Below are 25,767 nucleotides of genomic sequence, written 5' to 3' on the forward strand. Positions count from 1 at the left end.
AATTACAAACTTTTAAATCAAGAATCAGAAGATGTTTTCAACTGCTGATTCGCATTATTACTACTTCTCTCTATGCTGTTCTGCCTTATAATGAACTTCATCAGTTGAATATGAGTAATGGCTTGGTAGATAACATCATTACTTGTATCTATCAAGATCAAGATCGTTTTATGTGGTTTGGATCCAGTAATGGGCTGAGTCGATATGACGGGAAGCAGATTCGCAATTTTAGTGTAGACAATGCGAGGATGTATGTTTCCGATATAAAAGAGACTTCTGATGATAAATTGTGGGTAATAGCTAATGAGTATTTATATTGTTTTGATCGACGGAAAGAGAAATTTGTTCTTCCGTCTTTTCAGGATGGAAAAAAGGCCATTTCTGTAAGTGCTATGGAAATAACGGGGGATTCACTTTTTTGGATAGTAAAAGGCGGACAATTGCAATGCTTGAAACGACATTATAAATTAGTGAAAGGTGACTTACAAATAGAGATGACCGTCGAAGCAGGCTATCCGTTTTTTTTAGATGAGGGGGAATCTTTTTCGAATTTATGTGCTTCACAAGACGGGCATTTCTTGTATTTGGTTACCGATAAGGGAAATTTGTTGTTCTTTGATAAGATTGCAGGTAAAGTGGTCCGGAAGTTCAAATACTCTATTAATCCTAGTGCTAATGCTACTACTATCATGAGTGAAGGGGAATATATTTGGGTTTCTTCTATAGTGGGTGGAGTAACTCGTCTGCATATTCCCACGGGAAAATCTGATTATTATCAGTATAATGAGGATGCCAGGTTGTCTTCTTTATCACATTCAGATGCGTATGGGGTGGTTGCATTGGATAATGATTCTTACATTGCAGTAACCTGGAATGGATATACTCTGTTAGCTCCTGAAGAAAATGATCCTTCTAAGTTGTCGGCAACGCCTTATACGAATACCTCATTTTTGCAGTACCGGAATGTAGAGACAAGAATGATTTCTGTTTATTATGATAAAGAGGGAATACTATGGATCGGAACTAGAGGAGGAGGGATTGTCTATTTTGATTTTAGACAGCATTCTTATATGCAATATCACAGCAAAAAACATAATGAAATCTCTGCTCAGGTAGCTGACAAAGATGGTCGAATTTGGTTGGGCACTTACCATGAAGGAATTATGCGTAGTGACCAGCCTTATGCTAAATCGCGACCGCTGAACTTTTCTCCTGTGGGCAATCAAAAGGAAGTCCCGGTGTTTTGTGCAATCAAAGATTCATGTTCTAATTTATGGTTTGGAAATGCTTCCGGAAACTTGATTTGTTATGACTGGAGTTCCGATTCTTTCCATATATATCCGCTCAATCATTTAGGGAAAAAGGTAAACTCCTATATAGTGGCCTTAATGATTGACTCCCGTTATCGGTTTTGGGTATGCACTTCTGCCGGATTGTACTTATTTGATCATCAGACAGGTCATTTTGAATTATTGTCATTGCGTGAAGCCTTGAAAGAAGATGCAGAGCCATGGGTCACTGCTATTTGTGAAGATAAACAGCGGAATATCTGGATAGGGACAGCAAAAGGTATTGTACGATTATCACAGGTAAATGTTCGTCCATTAAAGATGGTTCATGGATATGAAGAAAAAGAAAATATAGGAGCTCGTGTAGTTAGTGCTTTACTGACTGGTACTGACGGAACTGTATATGTGGGTTATAAAAATGGATTTGGAATCATTCCTGTGGGCGAAGATAGGATAACGTCTTTTTATACAGTAAAAGATGGACTTTGTAATGATTGTATAGATTGTATAGTGGAAGATGAGAAGAAGCGTATTTGGTTGGGGAGTATATCCGGTATCTCAAGATATAGCCGACAACAACATGTCTTCTACAACTATTATATTTCTAGTAGCAATAAATCTGTGATGTTGTTTAAGAATACTTTATTTTGGGGAAATAACAAGAGCTTAACTTATTTTGAACCGGAAATACTGACATCTGCCACCATTGCCAGCAAAACTCTTTTAACTGGATTGGAAGTCGATAATAAGCAAATCAATATAGGTGAGAAGATAAAAGGGCAAGTTGTTTTGGACTCAAATATTGCATCAATTGACCATTTGGAACTGGTCAATGCAAACCGTGATTTCTCTCTCCTTTTCAATAATCTGGCTTTTTCGAAGGATCTGCAAAAATATAGCTATCGGTTATATCCATATCAAAAAGATTGGATTGTTTCTGAAGCGGGTAAGGTCTCGTTTACCAACTTGTCTGCCGGTTATTATATTTTTGAAGTCAAAACATTGTTCCCTAATAATACGGAAGGAGACGTTACTGCATTGCCGATAACAATCCTTCCACATTGGAGCCAGACCGTTTGGTTTCGTTTGCTTTTGATTTTCTCGGTTTTATTTTTGGTTGGTTATATTTTCTATAGTTTGTTGCGGCGGCAACGTCGTTTCAAAAAAATGATTCAATTGAAACATGAACTGACGATTGCAAATTTGGAGAGAAACGCAGAACGGCATATACGGGAAGAACGTGAGAATTTTTTTATGAATGCTGCTCATGAGTTAAGAACTCCTCTTACTTTGATACTTGCTCCTATACATGATATAATGAAGTCCATTACCCCATCGGATAATTGGTTTGATTCATTTAGCAGATTGCACAAGAATTGTCTTTCTCTACAGACACTGGTTGATCGTTTGCTATATGTACAGAAGATAGAGGGAGGCATGATAAAACTTCATTTGTCAGAATCGGATATAAAGGAGATTGTTAGCCGGGTGGCTAATCCTTTTCTGCAAATGGCTATGGTCAAGAAGCGGGAATTTTTGGTCCAGGTGGATACAGTGCCTTTGTATTTATGGGTGGATGTGGCGAAAATAGAATCAGCTGTTCAAAATTTGTTATCAAATGCCTTTAAATACACTTCTCAGAATGGACGTATTGAACTGGCTGTGTCAGAGGCGGAAATTGACGGAAGACCTTATTGCCTTGTAACAGTGTCTGATAATGGAGTTGGGATACCTGATGATTTGCAACAGCACGTGTTTGATTCGTTTGTAACAGGGAAACGTATCCCGCAATATTCCACGTCAATAGGTCTTGGATTACATATTGTAAAGCATACGATGGGGTTGCATCATGGATTTGTAACGTTGACCAGTCGTGTTGGAGAAGGCAGCCGATTCGTTCTGCACATTCCGATGGGGCTTTCTCATTTTGCGCCGGGGGAATATGAAATGGTACCTGATCCGATGAAGGGGGATTTGTTGGAAGAGTGTCCGGTAGAAGAACGTCCGATGGAAGAAGTAGTAGAAGAAAAGAATGAGACTATGGAAGAGCCCGTTAACAGAGTGAAAAATAATAAGGAATTTTTGTTGATTATAGAGGACCACGATGAGATGAGAGAATATTTATGCAGTCTATTTAAAGAAGATTATAATGTTATTGAGGCTGGAAATGGAGAAGAAGGGGTGGCTATGGCTGATAAATATATACCTAAATTAATCATATCTGATATAATGATGCCTGTTAAAGATGGGTTTGAATGTAGTCGGGAGATTCGTGAAAATAAGCGGACTTTTCATATACCGGTTATCTTTTTAACAGCTAAAGCAGAGGATGCTGACCGGTTGAAAAGTTTACAAATAGGGGTAGATGACTATATAATGAAACCTTTTAATCCGGAGTTATTGAAAGAGAAGGTGAAAGCGTTGATAGAACAACGTGATCTGTTAAGAAAACTTTATGCGAAAACTCTTATGCTGGATGAAGAGGTACTGGAATCTTCAGAAGATGTTCAGGATGTTTTTATGCCTAAAATGCTTCAGATTATAGAAGAAAATTTATCAAACCGGAATTTTACAATAAAAGTGCTGACGGACAAATTGAATATGAGCCAGCCGACCCTTTATCGCAAGGTTAAGCAGAAAACTGGTTTGTCGATTATAGAGGTGATTCATGGAGTACGGATGAGTAAAGCTGCCTCTATTATCATGAGCGGGCGATATAGCAGTCTGACAGAAGTGGCGGAAATGGTAGGGTATGATTCGATGATTTCCTTCCGTAAGCAGTTCGTTGCACAGTTTGGGGTGCTTCCTTCCAAATATATGGAAGAGAAAATGAGGAAATAAGAAGCCGCGTTCCATGTTGGCGGCTTCTGGCTTGTCTGTTTGAATAGTTATTGTTAAAAGCGGAAAGAGACATGACCCATAACGTTTGTACCCGCTTGCGCAGCGTATCCGGCAGAATCTATTCTGTGATTCACATCCTTGTCGTAAGAACTGGATGCCCAACCGTTGTTCTCGTATTCTTCGTTGAAGAGGTTGTAGACGGTCACACCCATAGTTACTTCTTTCACCACTTTTCGGGGTTTGAATGTATAGGCCAGATTTAGGTTGCTCACGAAATACTTATCCAGAGTCAATGCTTCCACTTCTGCATTTGTCATATATTGCTTGCCGACAAATTGGGATTGAAGGGCTGCTTCGAATCCTTGATAGGTAAAAGCAAAACGGTTGTTCAGCAGGAAATCCGGTGAAAAGGCGATGCGAGTACTCTTATGAGAAACGCTTACGACGTCCAGTAAGTTCCAGCCATCGTAAATGGGAATGTTTTCTACAAAATTCTTGATACGGTTTTTGCTCCATGTCGCATTGATATCCCATTGGAACCATTTACAGGGCTTGATACCTAGCATCAGTTCGATTCCCATCCGGTAACTGTCCGGAACGTTTTCTGTCAGGGCTTCACCGATATCGTTCAAAGCTCCGGTGAGGACAAGCTGGTCGGTATAATCCATGTAGTAGAAGTTGGCGCCTGCTGTCAGCCAATGATTGGCGAATGTGTATCCGGCTTCGTAGTCGAGCAGCTTTTCAGCTTTCGGATAACTGTCGGGATCACCATCCGTATAATTATTTCTTGTCGGCTCTTTTTGAGCTACGGAGAAAGAAGCGTAGACACGGTGATTGGAGTTGATATTCCAGTTCAGTCCGACTTTCGGGTTGAAAAAGTCGAATTTCTTGTCTACGGCCAGCGGACGCAACGCACTTTTATTCCAGTCGTATTTGTCATTTGCTCCGTCGATGGTGTAGTCGATGTGCCGGTATTGCAGGTCGGCATAGGCACTTAGTCCTCCGGTAAGGTCGTAGCTTGCTTTCAGATAGATGTTACCGTCGGTTTTCTTCGATTGGTTGCGGTAGTATTCATGGTCGGGAGATAGTGCGCCGATGTAGTTCTTTACCCAAGTCACTTTCCCGAAGTTATTGCCCCGATATTGATTGATGCCTCCGCCCAAAGATGCCGTTAGTCGGTGGTTGGTATAATTGAGGGAGAAAACACCCCCGCCAAACTTATTATCCATTTTCTTCTGGCGGACCAGATCGCTTTCCGAAATTTCTTTTCCGTCTGTTGTAAAAGGTTTCAGACCGTATTCTACGAAAGATCTGTCTTCTTTATATTCCTCATAGTAGCCGTCACCTTTGGTGTAGTGCAGAGCTACGTTCAGATTCCATGCGGTGGAGAAAGTATGGTTGAAAAGGAGTTGATAATTCTTTTGCAGATAGTTATCCGTCTGGTCGGCATAATAATGTTTTTCATTATCGTCTCCGGTATATTCGCCGCAAGGGTTATACCGTCTTCCGTGTTCTTCCATTTCTGCTTTAGTAGCATATCCCCAGGCATGATACGTCTTTTCTTTTCCTGCGAATGCGATCAGTTTGACAGACGTATTTTCGGCGAAATATCCCCCTTGCAGATAGTAAGAGTTGAGATTGACGGAGGCACGGTCGATATATCCGTCCGTACCGATGTTGGAAAGTCGGGCATCGAATGTCCAGTGATTGTTCAGCAGTCCGGTTCCCACTTTTACAGTTTCCTTGTGGGTGTTGAAAGAACCATAGGAACCGTTGAACTCGGCATACGGTTTCATGGACGCGCCTTCGGTCTGCATATTGACACTGGCTCCGAAGGCACCGGCGCCGTTGGTCGATGTTCCTGCGCCACGTTGCACTTGCATATCCTTTACGGAAGAAGAGAAGTCGGGCATATTTACCCAGAACAGATTGTGGCTTTCGGCATCGTTCATCGGGATGCCGTTTACAGTGATATTGATACGCGTGCCGTCAGTGCCTCGTACACGAAGAGTCGTATAGCCGATGCCCGATCCCGCATCCGATGTGGTCAGCGTGGAAGGAGTCATGCTCAGCAGGTAGGGAATATCCTGCCCGAAGTTCACTTTTTTAAGTTCGGCTTTGCCTATATTGGTAAATGCTACGGGAGTTTTTGCTGTAGCACGTGTGGATACTACCTGCACTTCTTGCAGGTTGATTACTTTCAGACTATCCTTTGCACTCGTTTGTGCATGGACAGGGAAGCCTGCGCCCAATAAGGCGACGGCCATCATCATCATTTTTTTCATCTTGCTTATTAATTAGTTCTCTACGCCGGCATTACCCGGTTCAGATTCTATGGGTATGTTCTCAGCCCGTCATGTTAAGGCACCCCTACTTAGTGAATCGTTGGCAAAATTACTGCTTTTGCGGGAGGAAAGCAAAAAAAACTTTTAGATTTGCTAAAAACAATATAACTTTGTAGTTTGTTGAAATATGACAAGTCAGCTATTTATTCATTTTAATATAATTATCAAATTATGCTACTATTATTTCAAGCGACAGCAACACAGCTTGCGGATTCTACACAAATCGTCGCAGATAAATTAATGGAAGAAGCGATAGCCAATGCGGACGGATTGGATAAGCTTTCTCTGATCACCCAGCAATTGGTAGATTTCGGTATCCGTGCCGGAGAACGCATCCTGATTGCAACCCTTGTCTTCATTGTCGGACGCTTCCTCATCTCGATGCTCAACCGATTTGTCGGACGTCTGATGGACAGGAGAAAGGTGGATATAAGCATCAAGACTTTTGTGAAGAGTCTGGTAAATATTCTGCTGACCATTCTGTTGATTATCTCCGTAGTCGGTGCTCTGGGAGTCGAAACAACTTCTTTTGCAGCCCTGTTGGCTTCTGCCGGTGTGGCTGTCGGTATGGCGTTGTCCGGTAACTTGCAGAACTTTGCCGGCGGACTGATCGTATTGCTTTTCAAGCCTTATAAGGTAGGAGATTGGATTGAAAGTCAGGGAGTTTCCGGAACGGTCAAGGAAATACAGATATTTCACACCATTCTGACTACCGGAGATAATAAAGTGATTTATATACCGAACGGTGCAATGAGCAGCGGAGTGGTGACAAACTATAATACACAGACAACGCGCCGTGTAGAATGGATTGTTGGCGTGGATTATGGAGAAGATTATAATAAGGTACAGCAGATTGTCCGTGATATACTGACGGCCGACAATCGTATTCTGACTGATCCCGCCCCGTTTATTGCCCTTCATGCGCTGGATGCCAGCAGTGTGAATGTGGTAGCCCGTGTGTGGGTGAATACGGCAGATTACTGGGGAGTTTATTTTGATATAAACAAGACTATTTATGAAACCTTTAATGAAAAAGGCATCAACTTCCCGTTCCCGCAACTTACCGTGCATCAGGGAAACTGATCACTATAAGATATATACTAAAACGAGAGAGTTTCACTTCGGTGAGACTCTCTCGTTTTATATGAACAAATTGTCTGGTGTGATTGGAAAATTTCTTTTTTATTTGATGCCGAAGTCTTCTGCAAACTCATATCGGTCTTCTTTGATCCCCAGTACATGGTTGATTTTCCTTCTTTTTTCAAGGTCCTTAAAGTAGCTTTCTACTACCTGATAGAGATCAAAATTACTGGTTGATCCTGCGGCAAGATCGAGTGACTCCACCATTTTCTCTACTGCCTGGTGGATTTTCCCTGCGTCTATCAGATGCAGTTCGTTGCTGTGTATTAAATATTTCTCCATAACTGCAATGTTTTAATGTTATATTGTTATAACGTATCATAGTGATGGAAAGTTCAATCCCCGAATCTTCATTGCGTCTTGTTGTCAATCACATTTTAACAGACAAATAGGTTAGAATCTAATGTCAGATTTTGGCGAGTGCCTGTTCCAGATCGGCTATCAGGTCATTGATATGTTCCGTTCCGATGGATAGACGTACAGTGCCCGGATAAATCTCCTGTTCTGCAAGTTCCTGCGCATTAAGTTGCGAGTGTGTGGTACTTGCCGGATGGATGACTAGTGATTTCACGTCAGCTACATTGGCCAGCAACGAGAAAATCTCCAGACTGTCGATGAAGCGGTGTGCTTCTTCCTGTCCTCCTTTTACTTCAAACGTAAAGATGGAGCCTGCACCATTCGGGAAATAGCGTTGATAGAGTGCATGATCCGGATGATCGGAGAGTGACGGATGATTGACTTTCTTCACCTTCGGATGATTATTCAGGAAGTTCACCACTTTTAGCGCGTTTTCTACATGACGTTCTACACGCAAAGAAAGTGTTTCCAGCCCTTGCAGCAGGATGAAGGCATTGAACGGACTGATCGTTGCTCCCGTATCCCGTAGCAAAGTGGCACGAATGCGGGTGACGTAAGCAGCCGGACCGGCAGCGTCTACAAAGCGTACTCCGTGGTAACTCGGATCGGGCTCTGTCAACTGCGGGAATTTACCCGAAGCTACCCAGTCGAATTTACCGGAGTCAACGATTACTCCTCCCAAGGAACTGCCATGACCGCCAATGAATTTGGTGGCGGAGTGTACCACAATGTCTGCTCCGTGTTCGATGGGGCGGATTAAGTAGGGAGTGCCGAACGTATTGTCTATAATCAAAGGTATTTTGTGACGGTGAGCAATTTCGGATACCGCTTCTATGTCTATAATATTGGAATTCGGGTTTCCGAGTGTTTCGATAAATACGGCTTTGGTGTTCTCCTGAATCGCTTTCTCAAAGTTGGAAAGGTCGCTCGGATCAACGAAAGTGGTGGTAACGCCATAATTGGGCAAAGTATGTGCCAGTAAGTTATAGCTTCCTCCGTAAATTGTTTTGGCAGCTACGATGTGGTCGCCTGCACGAGTAATGTTTTCGAAAGCATAAGTAATAGCGGCGGCACCGGAGGCAACTGCCAGACCTGCTACGCCTCCTTCGAGGACGGCTACACGTTCTTCAAAAACTCCTTGGGTGGAGTTGGTCAGGCGGCCGTAGATATTGCCCGGATCTTGCAAACCGAAACGTGCGGCTGCATGAGCGGAATTGTGGAATACATAAGAAGTGGTCTGATAAATAGGTACTGCGCGTGCGTCTGTTGCCGGATCTGCTTGTTCCTGTCCTACATGAACCTGTAATGTCTCAAAGTGTAAATTCTTTCTTTCCATAATCGTATGCTTTTTAAGTTTGATATTCTCTCTTTATTTTCTTGCAAAGTTATGGGATGTAGATATATCGAACAATATATAGTGTAAATATAGAAAATAATGCTATTTTTGTATCGTTATACAGAATAAAGCAACTGCTTTATTCTTAAAAATCACCTGTTAGAAGAATATTTTTCTTATGGATACTTTTGAGAAATTAGATAAAGTGGATTTGCAGATACTCCGTACTTTGCAAGAGAATGCGCGGTTGACGACCAAAGAGTTGGCTGCGCGGGTCAGTCTTTCATCGACTCCTGTTTTCGAGCGCCTTAAACGTTTGGAGAGTGGGGGATATATAAAGAAGTATATCGCTGTGCTGGATGCCGAAAAGCTGAATCAGGGTTTTGTGGTCTTTTGCAGTGTCAAGCTAAGGCGGCTGAACAGGGACATTGCGGCTGAGTTTACCCGAATCATACAGGACATTCCCGAAGTGACCGAATGTTATAATATATCGGGCAGTTACGATTACTTGCTGAAGATCCATGCTCCTAATATGAAATATTATCAGGAGTTTATTCTGAATGTATTGGGAACCATCGATAGCCTGGGTTCGCTGGAAAGTACGTTTGTGATGGCGGAAGTGAAGCACCGATATGGAATACATATTTAGTGGGAAGATTGATGTATTTCCTATTTTTGCTACTCCTTGTTTTCGACTCAGGTTTCCGGTGGATTGCCGATAATGTCTCTGTATAAGCTGCCGTCATGGTCCTTGTATTTTGCGTATTGGTAGAGGCGGACCAGTATATCACTGTAATCAAGAATGGCTGTATTTGATTTCTGTGATAAATTGGTGCCCAGGATGCCACTGCCTATGATACCGGGATTATATAATACGGTGTCTTGTCTGATAGAGCTCATTATCAGTTCTGCACAAATATAGTCTTTAATCCTTGCCTCTTCTAGTCGGGTCGTGATATATGAGTTCAGATGGCTTTTGTCATGTTGAGTCATAAAGCCGTACCATAGTAAACACTTCATTCCTAACTGGGTAGCCTCTATTAATATATCCAGATAGGTTAATCCCGATGCTCCTTTCTTATCTATCTCATAAGGATCGATATGAATGAAAGAATCTTTGGGGAGTGATGGCAGTAACTTCATGACTCCTTCGAGAGAATCGGTATTATATAGGCGGACGGATGTCTGTAGTTCCGCTTGCTTCGCATAGCGTTCCACATTGTCCAAAGCACTCTTTTCTATATCGAAGAATAGAAATTTTTGTGCCTGTCTTCCTAATACCTCCATTGCTAAAGCCGGAGAACCTAAATAGTACCCTCTCTGCATTTCTGCATTTTCTATCTTATAGTAAATGGAGTCTTTTAGAACTTGATTGTCTTCCTCTACCGCTTTTTCTAAGAAATAGTAAATGCCATATTGCTGTTCCGAAGTCTGCTGCATCGGGTAGATGGCACAGGCAGAATTTGTTTCTACATAGACTTGTGGATGCTCGTTCCGAAGAACTTCGCAAAGTATCAGATGTTTCAGTACATCCGGCTGTTTGCCGAAATGAGTATAAGTTGCCATGATGCTAAAGGTTTATAGTGACGATATAAATGGTATACAGCAAATATACGGGATAATTTTTAGATCCTTGCATCTGATTTCCAAAATTATCCTGTACATTTGTTATGTGATATGAACCTTATTTTTTGAACGCAATGAAATGGCAACGTTGTAAATAGCTTCGCTCTATATGGATGATGGACAATGGTGAAATCTGTTGTTCGAGTCTTATGTGGCTAAACAGGTCACCCGATATTTTATTATTTTATTTCAGAAACTATATAAAGAAGCAATTACAATGAATACAAATATTTATCCGCGCACCAATGACCTTCAGACCGTCTATCTGAATGCAGTTATCAATAATCCTCATATAAAGGTTGGTGACTACACCATATACAATGATTTTGTGAATGATCCTGTTCAGTTTGAGAAGAACAATGTTTTATATCATTATCCTGTCAATGGAGACCGGCTGATCATAGGGAAATTCTGTTCGATAGCCTGTGGAGCTAAGTTTCTTTTCAACAGCGCGAATCATACGTTGAATTCTTTGTCGAATTATCCGTTTCCTATATTTTTTGAGGAGTGGCAGTTGGATAAGGGAAATATCACTTCGGCATGGGATAATAAAGGGGATATAGTGATTGGAAACGATGTATGGATTGGTTATGAGGCTGTTGTCATGGCGGGTGTACATATCGGCGACGGAGCGATTATTGCGTCGAGGGCAGTAGTCACCAAAGATGTACCTCCTTATACGATAGTAGGCGGAACGCCGGCCCAAGAAATACGAAAGCGTTTTGACGAAAGTACAATTGCACAATTGCAGGAATTGCAGTGGTGGGACTGGCCTGTTGAGAAGATATCCAAAGTTTTGCTATCTATCATGCATGGAAGAGTCGATATTCTAATGAAATTTTAATCCACTATTACTGTGAGTTGCATGACACCCGGGTGTTGGTATGTCTGACACCCGGGTCTCATACATGCTGACACCCGGGTCTCAGATTACTCTCTGTCGCATTTGAAAAAAAATTAGCGAAAGTCTTTCAACTCTTCCTGCAATTTTTTGCGGATGAAGAAGATACGGCTCTTTACAGTACCTAGTGGCAAGTGTAGCTTATCTGCAATTTCACGGTACTTGAATCCTGCAAGGTGCATAGCGAACGGAATTTTGTATTCTTTGGCAAGAGCATTGACTACACGGTGCATTTCTTTGAGGTCATAGGCATTTTCTGTACTTTCAAAACCTGCATCTTGTGGTAAATTCAGATGGTAGAGGTTGTCTGTATGATCGACAAAAGTCTGATTGCGAATCACTTTGCGGTAGTTATTGATAAAAACATTGCGCATAATGGTGTACATCCATCCTCTAAAATTCGTATCAGATATATACTTGTCTTCATTGTACAATGCTTTTAAAGACGTTTCCTGCAATAAGTCGTTTGCTTCATCAATATCCATTGTAAGTTTGTAAGCGAAACGGAGTAACTCATCCTGTGCTTCTACTAATTCTTTTCTAAAGGTGAAATTCTTCATGTTGATTGTTTTTAAGTTTGATAAATTTGTTTGTTTTGACAGTGCAAGTATATGTGATTTCTATGAGCCCGATAGTGGGGAAATTGACATAAAACCACCGTTAAATTGTTAGATAGGAGGCTTCTGACAATTTAACGGTGGTTTTTGATAGTTTTGGGGTGGTGCTCAGACAGCTAATATACCGGAGAAAACAACCGGAAACACGCTTCGCGAAATTTAACCGAACGGTTGCGTTGGAGCCAGTCGCGTAGATTTAGTTCTTTACTATTATTCATATCGGTGTGATAAATGTCTCTGACGGTCTGAGCAACTTTCTTGTCGTAAATGAACAGATTGGTCTCGAAAAGAAGTTCAAGGCTTCTTATATCCATATTGGCTGAACCGACTACCACCAGTTCATCATCGACAATCATCAACTTTGAATGTGTAAATCCATTGACATATTGATAGACTCTGACTTTATTTCTTAATAGTTTCTCCACATATGAGTTAGAGGCATATTGCACAAAATCATTGTCTGATCTTTTAGGCATGACAAGGCGAACGTCTATTCCGCTCATTGATGCGGTCTGTATTGCCTGAAGCAGACATTCCGTCGGTATGAAGTAGGGAGTCTCGATATATACATTCTTTTTCGCCCGCGTTATAGCTGTAAACATGGCTTCCATTACATTGGAATGCATTCCCAACGGTTCCGCGTTGACTACTTGAATTGGTACTTCTCCGAAGACTTCGACATTGGGATAATACTCCGGTGAAGACAGATATTGTCCGGAAGCATAATACCAGTCTGCCAGAAACACAGATTGCAGCCCCGAAGCTCCGGAACCTTCAACCTTGAAGTGTATGTCATTCCATTTTCCCCAGGGAAGTCCGTCTATGTATACGTCTTTTACATTGATGCCACCGGTATAGGCGATTCTGCCGTCGATGATGACTATCTTTTTATGATTGCGGTAATTGACACTTCGCAGGAAGCGGGGAAAACTAAGCGGGAGGAACGTTTTCACTTCCACGCCTGCTTCTATCATTTGCTTGAAATATTTTCTGTTCGTTTTATTGCATCCCAGTCCGTCGTAAAGCAGTCGTACTTTGATGCCTTGTTTTACCTTATTGATAATCTTCTCTTTTAATTCGTTGCCGATATGGTCGTCGCCAATAGCATAATAGAAGATATGAATATGCGATTCGGCACAGTCGATATCTTCGAAAAGACTGTAAAACTTACTTTTACCACCCGGATAGACAGTTACTTTGTTACCTCCGAATACTGGTGACTGTTCCAGATTCAATATGAGTGATTTTAGTTCTTTATAATGATCGGGATGTATTGGCTCTGTTTCCACGTTGGTAGAAACGGATTGTTGGTGCCTGTTGAATTCTTCTCTCCAAAACTGAAATTTTGAACGCTTTTTGCTTACATTACGTCCTACAATATAATAGGCAGATATACCCAGTAATGGTAAGAATATAACAACTAGAATCCAGCAGATCGTCTTCACAGGATTTTTGTCGTCGTAATCAATTATAATAGTGTAAATCAGCCCTAATAGGAATGCGATATACGCTAACAATGTACAATACCATATCCACCTCATAGCAACTTTGTTTTTTTTGTTTTGATGTATGCTTTACTTATGAATAAAACAATGTGTTAGTATCTGTTGTTTGTTGGCGATTGAAAAAAAGTAAAACATCCCCTTGATATTTATTAGAACAGAAGTTATATCTTTGTCCTCAAACAATATATGTATGAATTTTATAATTGAACCCGGTTCTTTGGCTGATATAGATGAATTAGAGAGGCTGTATGATGAATTGAACGATCACTTGTCAGCTACAATCAATTATCCGGGATGGATAAAGGGGATTTATCCGGTTCGTGAGAATGCGGCTGCCGGTGTGGATGATAATAGTCTGTTTGTTGCCCGATGTGACGGGAGGATTGCGGGTTCTGTCATTTTAGATCATCAGCCGGAAAAGGCTTATGAGAATATAGTATGGAAAATAGATGCGGATTATAGTTATATTTTTGTGGTACGCACTTTTGTTGTACATCCATCTTTTTTGCAAATGGGAGTTGGACATGCATTGATGGATTTTTCACTGGAGTTGGCTTTAAAATCAGAAATGAAATCTATCCGACTCGATGTATATGAGAAGAATCTTCCGGCTATTTCGTTGTACGAAAAATGTGGGTTCGAGTATATTGACACTGTGGACTTAGGACTGGGACATTATGGGCTGGATTGGTTCAAGTTGTACGAGAAGGTTATTTGAACCGTAAATAATATAAAGTGGAGGAAGCTCTGACAAAATTCATAGTTCATCAATCATGTTGGAGCTTCCTTCTTATTATAAAAGTAGTTCAAGCATTTATTTATTTCCGAAGATTTAAATAATGCTCTTTTTCATTTCAAAAACAATATCCTTGATACATACATTTTCTGATAGATTCAGTAAACATCGGATTGTATTTAATAAATCATCAGGTTGTATCATTTCTTCATCTTTAAAAGGTGTTCCTGCTTTTTTCGCCATATCAGTATTCACCCAGCCAGGGCAAAGAGTAGTGACACGTATGCCTAATGGTGCTAACTCACGGTATAGAGATTCAGCCAGCCCGAGGAGTGCGAATTTGGTAGAACCATAAATACCTCCATCGGCGAAACCATATTTAGCGGCGCGAGATGCGACATTAAATATATATCCGTTTTTCTGTACTTTCATTATCTCCGTCACCGTTTTCAGTATTCCATATTGAGCAATGACATTTATTTCCATTATCTTCCTGAAATTATCAACAGGTTCGCTAAGAGAGCCGTCCATAAACATGGCAGCTGCATTCACCAAGATATCGACAGCACCATATTTTTGATGGATGTCTTTGATTTCAGTATCTGCCTTTGTACAATCTGTAATGTCCAATGGTAGTACAATAGGTTCTTGTACATGTTTGTTCGATCGCATGATTTCATCATGTACTTTCTCTAAGTTCTGTTTGCTTCGGGCTATCAATACCACCCGATAACCATCAGTTGCCAAACCTGCTGCAATGACAGCACCAATACCTTGACTTGCTCCTGTAATAATAGCTAATCCTTTTTGCTTTTCCATAACCTGAAATTAAAATGAGTTTATAAATTATGATGTAAGAAATACAGAGACGGTATAGGGGTAAAAAAAGAAGCCTCGGAGTATTCCAAGGCTTCTTACTTATTATATATTTTTGCACATTCTGTTTGATATATTCGGCGCAGATGTAGCAGCAGGCAAGGCTGATTCTTTTGAATTTTGCCCTTTCCCTATAAATATGCCGGAATATAGGGAAATCAAAAACGTCTATATGATCAGATTGTTCCATTGATTATGATTTCATGTGCAAAAGTAGGTATATCTTGTTGAATGAGAAAGTATTTCATCCCGAAAATAATGAAGGTTATCTATTTAAATACTTATTAATACATCTCCGGTCCCAATTTATCCCTCGCTTGACAATTTTGGCCGGAATGCCTGCAATGATTACATTCGGTTCGTTAAACTCTTTTGTTACGATACTTCCCCAGCCAACGATACTATTATCGGCTATTATCACATTCTTGCCAATTTTTACGCCTATCTCCTTTTACGATTAGCAGAAACGTTGCTAAGCAGCAATTCTTCCGCACTTTCTTCAGTGTCGAAATACATTGAGATACGATTGTTGTTTCCTGTGATTGTGATGTTGGCCTGATTAATAATCTTATTGAATTTGTCATTCCCATATCTTTTCTGTGCTGCTTTGATTTACTCCGTTGCCCGATATTTGTTCGTTCCTGCACCGTTATGAACTAGTTCCGAGTTTACGTAGATTTACTTTTTATGCTTAATGGATGTAAGATTAATGCTGCAATGTTTTATTCGTCTGACAGTTGTTAGACGAAAGTTCAACAGTTGTCAGACGAATAAGGTTATATAAACCGAGCACTAGATGATTGCATACAGCAAATTAATTTTAAGAGAGACTGGGATTAGTTCGTTACGACGCGTTTCAGTGAGTTGTTATTTACCGTTTGAAATATTTATTTCTCTCTGTGATTACATATTTCCGCTTGATTTCTCTTTTATTATATGTAATTTTGTAACTCTGAATTAAGAATGCTCTATATGAAACTAAAAGTTTTGACAACAAATCATTGTGTATACAAAATAAATATCCGGTGAATCACTATGTGCAGAATAATCATCTTATTAATTTCATTGATACTATCAGTGCAATGTTTTTCACAAACGGAGTTTACTACTTGTCTGTTTGACATATCCAGAAACAGAGTGATACCGATAGCGGTTTATCAGCCGCAGAAAGTAAATTCAAAAACGAAAGTTATCATATTCAGCCACGGCTATGATGGGAATAAAAACAGTAAGTCGAACCAAACCTATTCCTACCTGACACGTTTTTTTTCACAAAAAAGTTTTTATGTGATTAGTATACAACATGAATTGTCCGATGATCCTCTTTTAGCGATGGAAGGCGATTTCATGCAGACCCGTATGCCGAATTGGGAACGAGGAACTGACAATATACTTTTTACAATTCAGGAATTTAAAAACTTGAAACCACAATTGAATTGGAGCGAACTCATCTTGATAGGGCATTCTAATGGAGGTGATATGACAATGCTGTTTGCCACTAAATACCCGCAGCTGATCAGTAAGGCTGTATCTATGGACCATCGTAGAATGATCATGCCCAGAACTTTGAAGCCACGTTTGTATACATTGAGAGGATGTGACTATGAGGCAGATGCGGGAGTGCTACCTACCGGACAGGAGCAGGAGCACTTCAGAATGAAAGTAGTAAAACTGGATGGAGTTACACATAGCAGTATGGGTGAGAATGGAACGGCAGAACAGCATGACCTCATCAATCAATATATCTATAAATTTCTGACAGAAAGATAACTGAAGTATCATTTCTATTTTATCCGGTGGTTTTAAACCGGAAGCCTGTTTTTCTTGTATGCTTGCTTTGTTATTATAAATAAAAACAGACGAATATCTTGGTTGGATGTGAATAGTGATTGTTATATCTTTATAACGTACTAATTCTTCTTACAAAATAAATTCCATTCTCTATTTTATAAAAGTAAAAATATTCATTCTTCTGTTGGGCGCTTTTTATAGTCAAAACGTATTCAAATTAGAGTGATTAATAAATTTCAATATCAAATTTAAAATCAAAGAATATGAATTATCCAAAAGCGATACTTCTTTCATTGGCGTTATTGGCTATGCATTCGCTTAATGCAGAGGTAGTCACATACCCTGCTGGGGTCGGGGTGAAAACCTTAAACGATTTTTCTGTGGAAGTGCGTCAGGGTAGCGGACCGTGGTTGCCCGTTGACGTTTATCCTGTTAAAGTTGATAGGGTTGATGAAAAAGGTCATAACGTAGAGGTTGCCTCCATTGCTTATTTCGATTTTGACGGAATGGTAGATGTGCGAGTAATCAGCAACAAAGAGAGAGTCAATAGTGTGAGAGTACGTCCTTTAAGCTATAAGATAACACCGGATTGTGTTGGAGACACAGTGACATTCTCACTTTCGCGTCCTCGCAATCTCTCAGTAGAGGTCAATGGAGATATTTTTCACAATCTTCATCTTTTTGCGAATCCGATTGATAAATTTCGTCCTTCCGATAAAGAAATCCAAAGGGCTCTCAAGAAAAAAAAAGGGTCCAATTTGATTTATTTTGGTCCCGGTGTGCATAATCTTCCTAATGATACTCTATTTGTCCCCTCAGGAACTACTGTTTATATCGATGGGGGAGCTCGTGTTTATGGCAATATATTCACGGAAGGAGCACATGATGTGAATATTTTCGGGAGAGGCGAGGTACACCCTGATGGCAGGGGAGCCGGTGTTTGGGTCAGACGTTCTAAAAATGTCAGGATCGACGGAATTGTGGTTTCGCAACTCCCCATAGGACAATGCGATTCGGTAGAGTTGACGAATGTGAAATCAATCAGCTATTATGGTTGGGGCGACGGAATGGATGTTTTCTCAAGCAGTAACGTGATATTAGATGGGGTTTTCTGTCGTAATAGTGATGACTGTGCCGCAGTTTATGCTTCTACGCAAGGATTTAAAGGGGGAAGCAATAATGTATTGGTGAAAAATGCGACACTTTGGGCTGACGTGGCTCATCCAATCAATATCGGAGGACATGGAGATCCGAACGGCATGGATACAGTGCAGAACGTCACTTTTAGGAATATCGACATTCTTGATCAGGCAGAAAAACAGATTGATTATCAGGGATGTCTGGCTATAAATCCAGGCGACAATACATTGGTGCGTAATATTACGTTCGAGAATATTCGGATTGAAGATTTTCGTAACGGACAGCTTGTGAATTTCAGAATCAGTTTCAATCCGAAGTATTGTGTCTCTACTGGCAGAGGTATTCAGAATGTGCTTGTTAAGGATGTTACTTACAATGGATCGGGTGAAAACTTGTCGATCATTGCAGGGTATGATGAGAATCACAAGATATCCGGTATCAGGTTTGTGAATCTTGTGGTCAATGGGCGAAAGATTACAGACGACATGCCTGGGAAGCCGAAATGGTATAAAACCGGAGATATGGCCGGTATCTTTGTTGGAGAACATGTAGAAAATCTCTCTTTTGAATAGAAACGAAGCAGACAGAATGTTAGAAATGGCGCCACATGCCAAAAACTGTCATGCGGTCAGAAGGAAAGATTATACTTCAATTTTTATCACAATATAGATAAAAATTGAAGTTTTTTATCTATGTTGCAGCCGATTTTAGAAAAAGAAGTTTGGAATGAACAATAAATACGAAGAACGGCTGGGAACAGAACGTATGTTACCGCTTGTTTTTAAGATGGCACTCCCGGCAGTGGCTGCACAATTTGTCAATCTGCTTTATAGCATTGTGGACCGTATATACATCGGGCATATTCCGGGAATTGGCACCGATGCGCTGGCGGGTGTAGGGGTGACTACCTCTCTCATTATACTGATTTCTTCTTTTTCGGCAATTGTCGGCGGCGGTGGTGCTCCGCTGGCTGCCATTGCACTCGGACAGGGCGACCGTGTACGAGCCGGAAAGATATTGGGAAACGGGTTTGTTCTGCTGATATTGTTTACTTTGCTGACTTCTGTCATTGCATATACTTTTATGGAACCTATTCTCCTCTTTACAGGAGCTTCGGAAAACACCTTGGAATATGCGGTTGACTACCTTTCCATTTATCTTTTGGGAACGATATTTGTCGAAATATCCACAGGGTTGAATAGCTTTATCAATGCTCAGGGACGTCCTGCCATTGCCATGTTTTCAGTTCTGATCGGAGCCTTATTGAACATCATTCTTGATCCTATTTTTATTTTTTGGTTTGACATGGGCGTGAAAGGTGCTGCTTTGGCTACGGTACTTTCCCAAGCATGCAGTGCGGTGTGGGTGGTAAGTTTCCTCTTTTCCCGACGTGCCTCTCTACCTTTGGAGAAACGATATATGGGACTGGACCGGAAGATTATCCTTTCCATATTAGCTTTAGGAGTATCCCCCTTCATTATGGCAAGTACGGAAAGTCTGGTTGGGTTTGTCCTCAATAGCAGTCTGAAGGAATTTGGAGATATCTACATCAGCGCATTGACGATTCTGCAAAGTTCGATGCAGTTTGCCAGTGTACCGCTGACCGGATTTGCGCAAGGATTCGTTCCGATTATAAGTTATAACTTCGGGCATGGTGACAAGCAGCGTGTGAAAGATTGCTTCCGTATTGTGCTGGTAACCATGTTTTCCTTCAATTTGATATTGATGCTTTTCATGATTCTCTTCCCTTCGACGGTTGCCTCTGCTTTCACCAGTGATGAAAGACTGATAGAAACTGTACGTTGGACAATGCCCGTTTTCTTGGGTGGCATGACCATCTTCGGCTTGCAACGTGCCTGTCAGAATATGTTCGTTGCATTGGGGCAGGCCCGAATCTCTATCTTCATTGCTCTGTTGCGTAAAGCTATCCTGTTGATTCCGCTGGCGTTAATTTTGCCGAACTTTATGGGAGTAACCGGAGTGTATGCAGCTGAGGCTATATCTGATGCGACTGCGGCCATCTGTTGCACGTTATTGTTCTTTTGGCAGTTCCCTAAAATTCTGGGAAGGATTAAAGGGAATACTTTGCGTGTGGAGTAATCGTTTCTTTGTATTTTATTTTTTTACTTCACAGATATGCATGGTATTACGGTTGTATTCTGACTGTTATCTCTCTCTTTATCTCATTTCCTGTGCGTAAATGTTGATTTATCCGGATATCTGTACCTGTTAATATATAGAAAAGTGTGTCTGTTTGCCAGGCGATGGTACCGGCTATCCTCTGATATAGGATTTCTCTTTTCATTCTTATTCTGTATCCGGCAAAGATACAAAAAGGATGTTTGTATCCTGGCAGGAGGTAAAAGGTGAATCTAAACCGGATATTTTTCAATAGTGTGAGCAACTGTGGTAGTCGGGCTTTTGGGAAGAAGCAGTTGTAGCCTGCGAATGGGCGTATCGTTCTCGTAGAAATTAATGAGATATTCGATTTTGTTACGAAGCATCGTTCTGCAATGCCTCGTACAGCTTACTGGTATGCACTGGAGAAAATGCCTAAAGATATGAGAGCGGAAGCTATGAAAAAATAGCTTCCTTTTCCTTCCTTTACTCTGCTTTTCTGTTTGGTTTTCGCTTAATAAGCAGAAGCCGTTCCATATCATTGAATAGTTTTGTGTCTTTTAATTCAAACATGATCCATTTGCCGTCGTGGAAAGTGGTAGCTGCATCATAGATCATTTGTACCTCGTTTGAAAACTGTCCCCGCTGAATTTCAAATTTGGCACGTTCATCTTTTCCCAAGATAACCATAAATCCCAGAGTCTTTTCCTTCGCATATAAAGCACAGAGGGTTTTACCGCCTTTGCGGTATTTGTATTCATACGTCCACGCTTTGCCGCCATGGTTCCAAAGTAGCTCCATTTCGTAGCTCTTCTCGATGCGCTGGCAGAGTGAGTTCCATACATCATAAAGGTCTGTTCCTATCAGATTCTCTATATCTTCGGAAGTCGGTATTTGAAAAGGTTCTTTCATGGTATTTGCTGTTTTATCATATATGCTGCAAAGATAGGATGATCTTTTAGTAAATCGTTGTCCAATATAGGCATCCTGGGTTATGATTATTAGGAGAAGTTCCATTTTCATCTACATTTCAGTCTTTTTTCAATTTTCATTGTACTCTTTCAAATATAGCAATGAGATTCTAGAACTAAGATGTAAAGACATATTCCATACTTCACCTCAATTATAATTTTAAAATTCAATCTATTTGTTGAGAAAAATAAAATATGCTGAAGAACGTTATTGTGTGTTTTGTAAAAGACAGTATATCAAACAGTTATAAATTTCTATTTTTGGTTTAAAACCAACGGGTCGTTCCTTTAAAACCAACGCCCCATTTCTTTAAAACCAAGAGGGCATTTCTCGGTGAGAAACGGAGGATTGGTTAGAAACTAGATATAAATTCAGGATAAATATTTAAATATTTCAAATAGGTCATTTGTTTTTGTAAGTAAGGTGATGTAGTAATTTGTTGTATTGAGGCAGGAAAAATGATAATTGCTTTAGCACAAAATAAATAGATTCCAAAGATTTTACTTACATTTGTTTCTATAAATAAAATGTAAGTGAAAAACATGAGAAAACAACTATTAGTATCACTCCTTTGCTGCCTTCTTGTTTCGGCTGCGTCATTGGCTCAAAGCTGGAAACCTTATGAACAGGCTGCGAAGGGGAAGACTTACGAAGCATCTGATTGTGTGACACTGTTGGATAGTACATCGGTATCTGTCCAGCCTACAGGACAAGGGTCGTTTGCTGTATGCAAAGTGATAAAGGTACAGACTCCGAGGGGAGCAGTGGATAATCGGGTGATTAAATACGATTATGACCCTTTGACTGCTTATGCCGAATTTAAACGTGTAACCATCCATCGTGCCAATGGAAAAGTAGATGAACTTGATGTCAGGAAAACCTGTGATTATGCTGCTCCTGCGCGTGCTATTTATTGGGGCGCAAGACAAATCATGATTGAAGTGGGCGCCTTGCAGCCGGGTGATATTGTGGATTACGAAATAGCCAAGAAAGGCTTTACCTATGCGTTGCTTGCAGCCGGTAATGAAGATGAATCACGCTTTATTCCGCCTATGCGCGGACAGTTTTATGATATTGTTCCTTTTTGGAGCAGCACTCCTACTGTACGTAAAGTTTATGTAGTAAGCATTCCGATGGAGAAGGAACTTCAGTTTCAGTTCTATCAGGGTGAGTGCGCATCATCCATGCGTTATGAAGACGGTCGCAAGAAATATAGCTTTGCGATGGATGATATGATGCCTTTCGTTAAAGAGCCAAACATGGTAGACCTTTTCGATGCAGCTCCCAAACTGATGATGTCTTCCACTCCCCAGTGGAAAGACAAGTCGTTGTGGTTCAATAAAGTGAACGAAGATTATGGTAGTTTTGATCCATTGCCCGAAGCACAGAAAAAAGTAGATGAACTGATAAAAGGCAAGAAGACCGAAATGGAAAAAATAGCTGTGCTGACTCATTGGGTGGCAGATAACATCCGCTATTCCGGCATTTCGATGGGAAAAGGAGAAGGATTTACACTTCATAATACTAAAATGAATTATACTGATCGTTGCGGAGTCTGCAAAGATATAGCAGGTACACTGATTTCGTTCTTGCGCATGGCTGGTTTCGAAGCCTATCCTGCCATGACAATGGCAGGCAGTCGGGTAGAAAGTATTCCTGCCGACCATTTTAATCATTGTGTGGCAGTGGTGAAACTGAGCAATGGAACATATATGCCTCTCGATCCTACATGGGTTCCTTTCTGCCGCGAGTTATGGAGCAGTGCCGAACAGCAGCAGAACTATCTGCCGGGTGTACCCGAAGGTTCTGATTTGTGTATCACTCCGGTTTCCGCTCCCGAAAACCATTATGTACATATCAAAGCCGACAACCGCTTGGAAGCAGATGGTACACTACGCGGTACTTTTATCCTTACAGCCGAAGGACAGAGTGACAGCAATATCCGTCGCATCTTTACCACCGGCTTTCAGAGCGAATGGAAAAGCACGATGGAACGTCAGCTGTTGGCCATCTCTCCCAAAGCCAGATTGTTGAGCGTAGACTATGGAAAAAATCCCAAAGACTATCAGGCTGCACCTATTAAAATCACTTTTCGTTATGAAATACCCGATTATGCCTTGAAAGGAGAGGGCGAGATGCTTTTCCGTCCGATGGTGATGAATAACCTTTATAATCAGGTACGATCTTATATGTGGATCGATACTTCGGTAGAAAACCGCAAGTATGGTTTCAAAGATGCTTGTTCCCGTTTGGTCGAACTGGATGAAACGGTTCAGCTTCCGGCAGGATACAAGCTGGTGAGTGCGGTCAAGGATGAAACCATGCAAGGAGTGGGAGCCGATTTTGAAGGTTCGTTGGTACAGAAAGGAAATAAAGTGTTGCTCCACAATCGATTGGCTTTGAAGAAGCGTGTTTATGAGGCTTCTGATTGGGAAAGTTTCCGCAATGCTGTGAATGCCCACAAGGCGTATGGTGAATATTTGGTGATTAAAAAGTAGAGCAGAATGAAAAATACATATTATTATATAGTTACGCTGGCGATGTTGATTCTGGCATTTCCGGTGAAAGCGGCATCCGAAGCTGAATTTGGGAAATTGAGCAAGGCTTATACGTTACACGCTGACGGCAGTCAGGAAATGCGTGTGCAAAAAGAGCTGACTTTGTTTACTCATGCAGCGATGAACCGTGTGTATGGAGAGAGTTTTATCATTTACAATCCGGAGTTTCAGACACTGAAGATACACGATTCTTATACTCGTCAGAAAGACGGTACTATTGTGAAGACTCCCGAAAATGCCTTCGTTGAGGTGCTTCCTTCCGTAGCGGCAGATGCTCCGGCTTATAATGGTCTGAAAGAGATGGTAGTCGTTCATACGGGACTGGAATTGGGAGCTACCATTTATCTGGACTACTCCGTCGTTACCCGTCCGGGATATCTGCCCGAACTGGATGTGTGCGAGCAGGTGGAAGAGCTTTCCCCAATCAGGGAATATGTGTTTTCGCTGTCAGTGCCCGAAAGCAAACCTCTGCATTATGAATGGTTGAATGGAAAAGCTGCTCCGGTGGTGAAAACTGCGGATGGCATGAAAACAGTGACCTGGACACTGAAAAATGTGCAACCGCGTCCTTATTCACTTGAAGTTTCTTTGCCGGCAGGTAATGTACGGGCTGTTGTGGCGTCCACTTATGCTTCGAAGGCTGATGCACTGAAAGTGATAAAACAACAACTGGAAAGTAATGGAAAGGGTGTTACCGAATTGGCACAGAAGCTGACTGTCGGTGCGCAAACCACAGAACAAAAAAAGGAGTTACTCACTGCTTATGTAGAAGGATTAGGAAATTGCCGTCTGACCCTGTCGCAAACCGGATACCGTTTGCGTCCGGCTTCCGAAGTGATCCGTTCGGCATACGGAACTGAAGCGGAGAAGGCTGCTTTGTTGGCTGCCTTGCAACAAGCGATAGGCATCCGTGCGGAGATAAAAGCGGCTTTTCCTAAAACAGAAGATAAAGATGCAGCCGGACTTGCTGCTGTCAGCGGATTGTTTCTCTTTGATAAAGGGATTGCCGATATACAGGATTTTGTTTCTGTAGTTGATCTGAATGCTCAGCCGATAATTTTGGAGAAGGTTTCTCATGTTATTTCACGAACTGACACATTGCGGGTGAGCGATAAAACCGGAAAGGTCTTGGCGGATGGTTATCGGAAATTCGACTTACCGCAGGCTCGCGGTGGATGGGCAAGTTATGATGGGCGTGTGACGGCTCTGAATACAACTCGTCCCGTTAACCTGCTTTTGCGGTATTTGCCCGATGAGGCTTATACCTATATTGTAAAGATTGATGCAGGAATGAAACCAGTGGTTGTGCCGACTAACAAAAAGATTGAAAATGCTGTCGGCATCATGGAAGTTACAGTGAAAAAGGCGGAGGATAAAATAGAGATATTCCGTACCTTGAAACTGAAAAAACAATTGATAACTCCGACTGAATATCCGGCGTATTATCGCTTGATGGCGGAATGGATGGATACCAATGGCAATAGTCTGTTATTTCAAACTGCGAAGTAAATCTGACGGGCATATCGTTCCGATGGGGCTGCCATTCTGAACAAATCAAAGAGGGTGAATTCTAAGTCCTCTCCAAACAATATCTATAAAATCTTACCCAAGTTTACGAA

At 41.1% G+C, this 25,767-nt stretch carries 19 protein-coding genes and 1 riboswitch; of the genes, 10 read left to right on the forward strand and 9 right to left on the reverse strand.

All coding sequences use genetic code 11. The features are described 5' to 3' along the window. The first annotated feature begins 104 nt into the window (after positions 1 to 104). Positions 105 to 4,130 (forward strand): two-component regulator propeller domain-containing protein, encoded by a 4,026-nt coding sequence (locus KTR07_RS25170; RefSeq protein ID WP_371737229.1) that lies wholly within the window; start codon positions 105 to 107, stop codon positions 4,128 to 4,130. Positions 4,131 to 4,183: 53 nt separating this feature from the next. Here KTR07_RS25170 and KTR07_RS25175 read toward each other — a convergent pair whose 3' ends face one another. Further along, complete coding sequence (locus KTR07_RS25175; RefSeq protein ID WP_113748153.1) at positions 4,184 to 6,415, reverse strand: TonB-dependent receptor; 2,232 nt, start codon at positions 6,413 to 6,415, stop codon at positions 4,184 to 4,186. After that, a riboswitch (TPP riboswitch) is annotated at positions 6,416 to 6,512 on the reverse strand. 134 nt (positions 6,513 to 6,646) lie between these two features. Between KTR07_RS25175 and KTR07_RS25180 the strand changes: the two genes are divergently transcribed. Beyond that, on the forward strand, positions 6,647 to 7,558 hold the full coding sequence (locus KTR07_RS25180; RefSeq protein WP_011108275.1) for a mechanosensitive ion channel family protein: 912 nt from the start codon (positions 6,647 to 6,649) through the stop codon (positions 7,556 to 7,558). A 99-nt stretch (positions 7,559 to 7,657) separates the two neighbouring features. Here the strand turns inward: KTR07_RS25180 and KTR07_RS25185 are convergent, their stop codons facing one another. Beyond that, the gene (locus tag KTR07_RS25185) at positions 7,658 to 7,897 is read right to left on the reverse strand and encodes a hypothetical protein (RefSeq protein ID WP_008763772.1); all 240 of its coding nucleotides are present in this window, start codon (positions 7,895 to 7,897) and stop codon (positions 7,658 to 7,660) included. Positions 7,898 to 8,021: 124 nt separating this feature from the next. Beyond that, entirely contained in the window at positions 8,022 to 9,308 is a 1,287-nt protein-coding gene (locus KTR07_RS25190) for an O-acetylhomoserine aminocarboxypropyltransferase/cysteine synthase family protein (RefSeq protein ID WP_008763773.1), read from the reverse strand. Between the two features lie 178 nt (positions 9,309 to 9,486). On the opposite strand from KTR07_RS25190, the gene KTR07_RS25195 reads away from it, so the two are divergent. Beyond that, complete coding sequence (locus tag KTR07_RS25195) at positions 9,487 to 9,957, forward strand: Lrp/AsnC family transcriptional regulator (protein ID WP_008763774.1); 471 nt, start codon at positions 9,487 to 9,489, stop codon at positions 9,955 to 9,957. A gap of 47 nt (positions 9,958 to 10,004) precedes the next feature. Here KTR07_RS25195 and KTR07_RS25200 read toward each other — a convergent pair whose 3' ends face one another. Continuing rightward, on the reverse strand, positions 10,005 to 10,874 hold the full coding sequence (locus KTR07_RS25200) for a 23S rRNA (adenine(2030)-N(6))-methyltransferase RlmJ (protein ID WP_011108274.1): 870 nt from the start codon (positions 10,872 to 10,874) through the stop codon (positions 10,005 to 10,007). 277 nt (positions 10,875 to 11,151) lie between these two features. On the opposite strand from KTR07_RS25200, the gene KTR07_RS25205 reads away from it, so the two are divergent. Next, a complete protein-coding gene (locus tag KTR07_RS25205) occupies positions 11,152 to 11,778 on the forward strand; it encodes a CatB-related O-acetyltransferase (RefSeq protein ID WP_011108273.1) in 627 nt (208 codons plus the stop codon). Positions 11,779 to 11,891: 113 nt separating this feature from the next. Here KTR07_RS25205 and KTR07_RS25210 read toward each other — a convergent pair whose 3' ends face one another. Both KTR07_RS25210 and cls read right to left on the reverse strand, forming a co-directional pair. Further along, complete coding sequence (locus KTR07_RS25210; RefSeq protein WP_011108272.1) at positions 11,892 to 12,395, reverse strand: RNA polymerase sigma factor; 504 nt, start codon at positions 12,393 to 12,395, stop codon at positions 11,892 to 11,894. Between the two features lie 173 nt (positions 12,396 to 12,568). After that, the gene (gene cls, locus KTR07_RS25215; protein WP_055219559.1) at positions 12,569 to 13,993 is read right to left on the reverse strand and encodes a cardiolipin synthase; all 1,425 of its coding nucleotides are present in this window, start codon (positions 13,991 to 13,993) and stop codon (positions 12,569 to 12,571) included. A 154-nt stretch (positions 13,994 to 14,147) separates the two neighbouring features. Between cls and KTR07_RS25220 the strand changes: the two genes are divergently transcribed. Then, on the forward strand, positions 14,148 to 14,675 hold the full coding sequence (locus KTR07_RS25220; protein WP_011108270.1) for a GNAT family N-acetyltransferase: 528 nt from the start codon (positions 14,148 to 14,150) through the stop codon (positions 14,673 to 14,675). 114 nt (positions 14,676 to 14,789) lie between these two features. On the opposite strand, the gene KTR07_RS25225 is transcribed toward KTR07_RS25220, so the two are convergent. Continuing rightward, positions 14,790 to 15,512 carry an SDR family oxidoreductase gene (locus tag KTR07_RS25225; RefSeq protein ID WP_011108269.1) on the reverse strand — a complete coding sequence of 241 codons (723 nt, stop codon included), beginning with the start codon at positions 15,510 to 15,512 and terminating at the stop codon, positions 14,790 to 14,792. A 1,092-nt stretch (positions 15,513 to 16,604) separates the two neighbouring features. On the opposite strand from KTR07_RS25225, the gene KTR07_RS25230 reads away from it, so the two are divergent. From KTR07_RS25230 to KTR07_RS25240, 3 genes are all read left to right on the forward strand, one after another. Continuing rightward, positions 16,605 to 17,339 carry an alpha/beta hydrolase gene (locus KTR07_RS25230; protein WP_011108268.1) on the forward strand — a complete coding sequence of 245 codons (735 nt, stop codon included), beginning with the start codon at positions 16,605 to 16,607 and terminating at the stop codon, positions 17,337 to 17,339. Positions 17,340 to 17,623: 284 nt separating this feature from the next. Beyond that, positions 17,624 to 19,072, forward strand: coding sequence for a glycosyl hydrolase family 28 protein (locus KTR07_RS25235; RefSeq protein ID WP_011108267.1), 1,449 nt, complete (start codon positions 17,624 to 17,626; stop codon positions 19,070 to 19,072). A gap of 154 nt (positions 19,073 to 19,226) precedes the next feature. Continuing rightward, positions 19,227 to 20,600, forward strand: a complete 1,374-nt coding sequence (locus KTR07_RS25240) for an MATE family efflux transporter (protein WP_054959726.1) — start codon at positions 19,227 to 19,229, stop codon at positions 20,598 to 20,600. A 46-nt stretch (positions 20,601 to 20,646) separates the two neighbouring features. Here the strand turns inward: KTR07_RS25240 and KTR07_RS25245 are convergent, their stop codons facing one another. After that, entirely contained in the window at positions 20,647 to 20,805 is a 159-nt protein-coding gene (locus KTR07_RS25245) for a hypothetical protein (protein ID WP_155249858.1), read from the reverse strand. Positions 20,806 to 21,104: 299 nt separating this feature from the next. Beyond that, on the reverse strand, positions 21,105 to 21,530 hold the full coding sequence (locus KTR07_RS25250) for a DUF3788 domain-containing protein (RefSeq protein ID WP_008763789.1): 426 nt from the start codon (positions 21,528 to 21,530) through the stop codon (positions 21,105 to 21,107). 602 nt (positions 21,531 to 22,132) lie between these two features. Here KTR07_RS25250 and KTR07_RS25255 point away from each other — a divergent pair. Together KTR07_RS25255 and KTR07_RS25260 are read left to right on the forward strand one after the other, a co-directional pair. After that, entirely contained in the window at positions 22,133 to 24,088 is a 1,956-nt protein-coding gene (locus KTR07_RS25255; protein ID WP_113748154.1) for a DUF3857 and transglutaminase domain-containing protein, read from the forward strand. A gap of 6 nt (positions 24,089 to 24,094) precedes the next feature. Then, positions 24,095 to 25,657: a DUF3857 domain-containing protein gene (locus KTR07_RS25260; RefSeq protein WP_113748155.1), complete on the forward strand. Its 1,563-nt coding sequence runs from the start codon at positions 24,095 to 24,097 to the stop codon at positions 25,655 to 25,657. Positions 25,658 to 25,767: the final 110 nt, after the last annotated feature.

This window comes from Bacteroides sp. MSK.20.82, from assembly GCF_019052485.1.
In the GTDB taxonomy this organism is placed as follows: domain Bacteria; phylum Bacteroidota; class Bacteroidia; order Bacteroidales; family Bacteroidaceae; genus Bacteroides; species Bacteroides thetaiotaomicron.

What these genes read in the sequence shown, in the direction of transcription:
- KTR07_RS25175 (WP_113748153.1), bottom strand. Translation starts at nt 6,415, where the DNA reads ATGAAAAAAATGATGATGATGGCCGTCGCCTTATTGGGCGCAGGCTTC.
- KTR07_RS25180 (WP_011108275.1), top strand. Translation starts at nt 6,647, where the DNA reads ATGCTACTATTATTTCAAGCGACAGCAACACAGCTTGCGGATTCTACA.
- KTR07_RS25185 (WP_008763772.1), bottom strand. Translation starts at nt 7,897, where the DNA reads ATGGAGAAATATTTAATACACAGCAACGAACTGCATCTGATAGACGCA.
- KTR07_RS25190 (WP_008763773.1), bottom strand. Translation starts at nt 9,308, where the DNA reads ATGGAAAGAAAGAATTTACACTTTGAGACATTACAGGTTCATGTAGGA.
- KTR07_RS25195 (WP_008763774.1), top strand. Translation starts at nt 9,487, where the DNA reads ATGGATACTTTTGAGAAATTAGATAAAGTGGATTTGCAGATACTCCGT.
- KTR07_RS25200 (WP_011108274.1), bottom strand. Translation starts at nt 10,874, where the DNA reads ATGGCAACTTATACTCATTTCGGCAAACAGCCGGATGTACTGAAACAT.
- KTR07_RS25205 (WP_011108273.1), top strand. Translation starts at nt 11,152, where the DNA reads ATGAATACAAATATTTATCCGCGCACCAATGACCTTCAGACCGTCTAT.
- KTR07_RS25210 (WP_011108272.1), bottom strand. Translation starts at nt 12,395, where the DNA reads ATGAAGAATTTCACCTTTAGAAAAGAATTAGTAGAAGCACAGGATGAG.
- cls (WP_055219559.1), bottom strand. Translation starts at nt 13,993, where the DNA reads ATGAGGTGGATATGGTATTGTACATTGTTAGCGTATATCGCATTCCTA.
- KTR07_RS25220 (WP_011108270.1), top strand. Translation starts at nt 14,148, where the DNA reads ATGAATTTTATAATTGAACCCGGTTCTTTGGCTGATATAGATGAATTA.
- KTR07_RS25225 (WP_011108269.1), bottom strand. Translation starts at nt 15,512, where the DNA reads ATGGAAAAGCAAAAAGGATTAGCTATTATTACAGGAGCAAGTCAAGGT.
- KTR07_RS25230 (WP_011108268.1), top strand. Translation starts at nt 16,605, where the DNA reads ATGTGCAGAATAATCATCTTATTAATTTCATTGATACTATCAGTGCAA.
- KTR07_RS25235 (WP_011108267.1), top strand. Translation starts at nt 17,624, where the DNA reads ATGAATTATCCAAAAGCGATACTTCTTTCATTGGCGTTATTGGCTATG.
- KTR07_RS25240 (WP_054959726.1), top strand. Translation starts at nt 19,227, where the DNA reads ATGAACAATAAATACGAAGAACGGCTGGGAACAGAACGTATGTTACCG.
- KTR07_RS25245 (WP_155249858.1), bottom strand. Translation starts at nt 20,805, where the DNA reads ATGAAAAGAGAAATCCTATATCAGAGGATAGCCGGTACCATCGCCTGG.
- KTR07_RS25250 (WP_008763789.1), bottom strand. Translation starts at nt 21,530, where the DNA reads ATGAAAGAACCTTTTCAAATACCGACTTCCGAAGATATAGAGAATCTG.
- KTR07_RS25255 (WP_113748154.1), top strand. Translation starts at nt 22,133, where the DNA reads ATGAGAAAACAACTATTAGTATCACTCCTTTGCTGCCTTCTTGTTTCG.
- KTR07_RS25260 (WP_113748155.1), top strand. Translation starts at nt 24,095, where the DNA reads ATGAAAAATACATATTATTATATAGTTACGCTGGCGATGTTGATTCTG.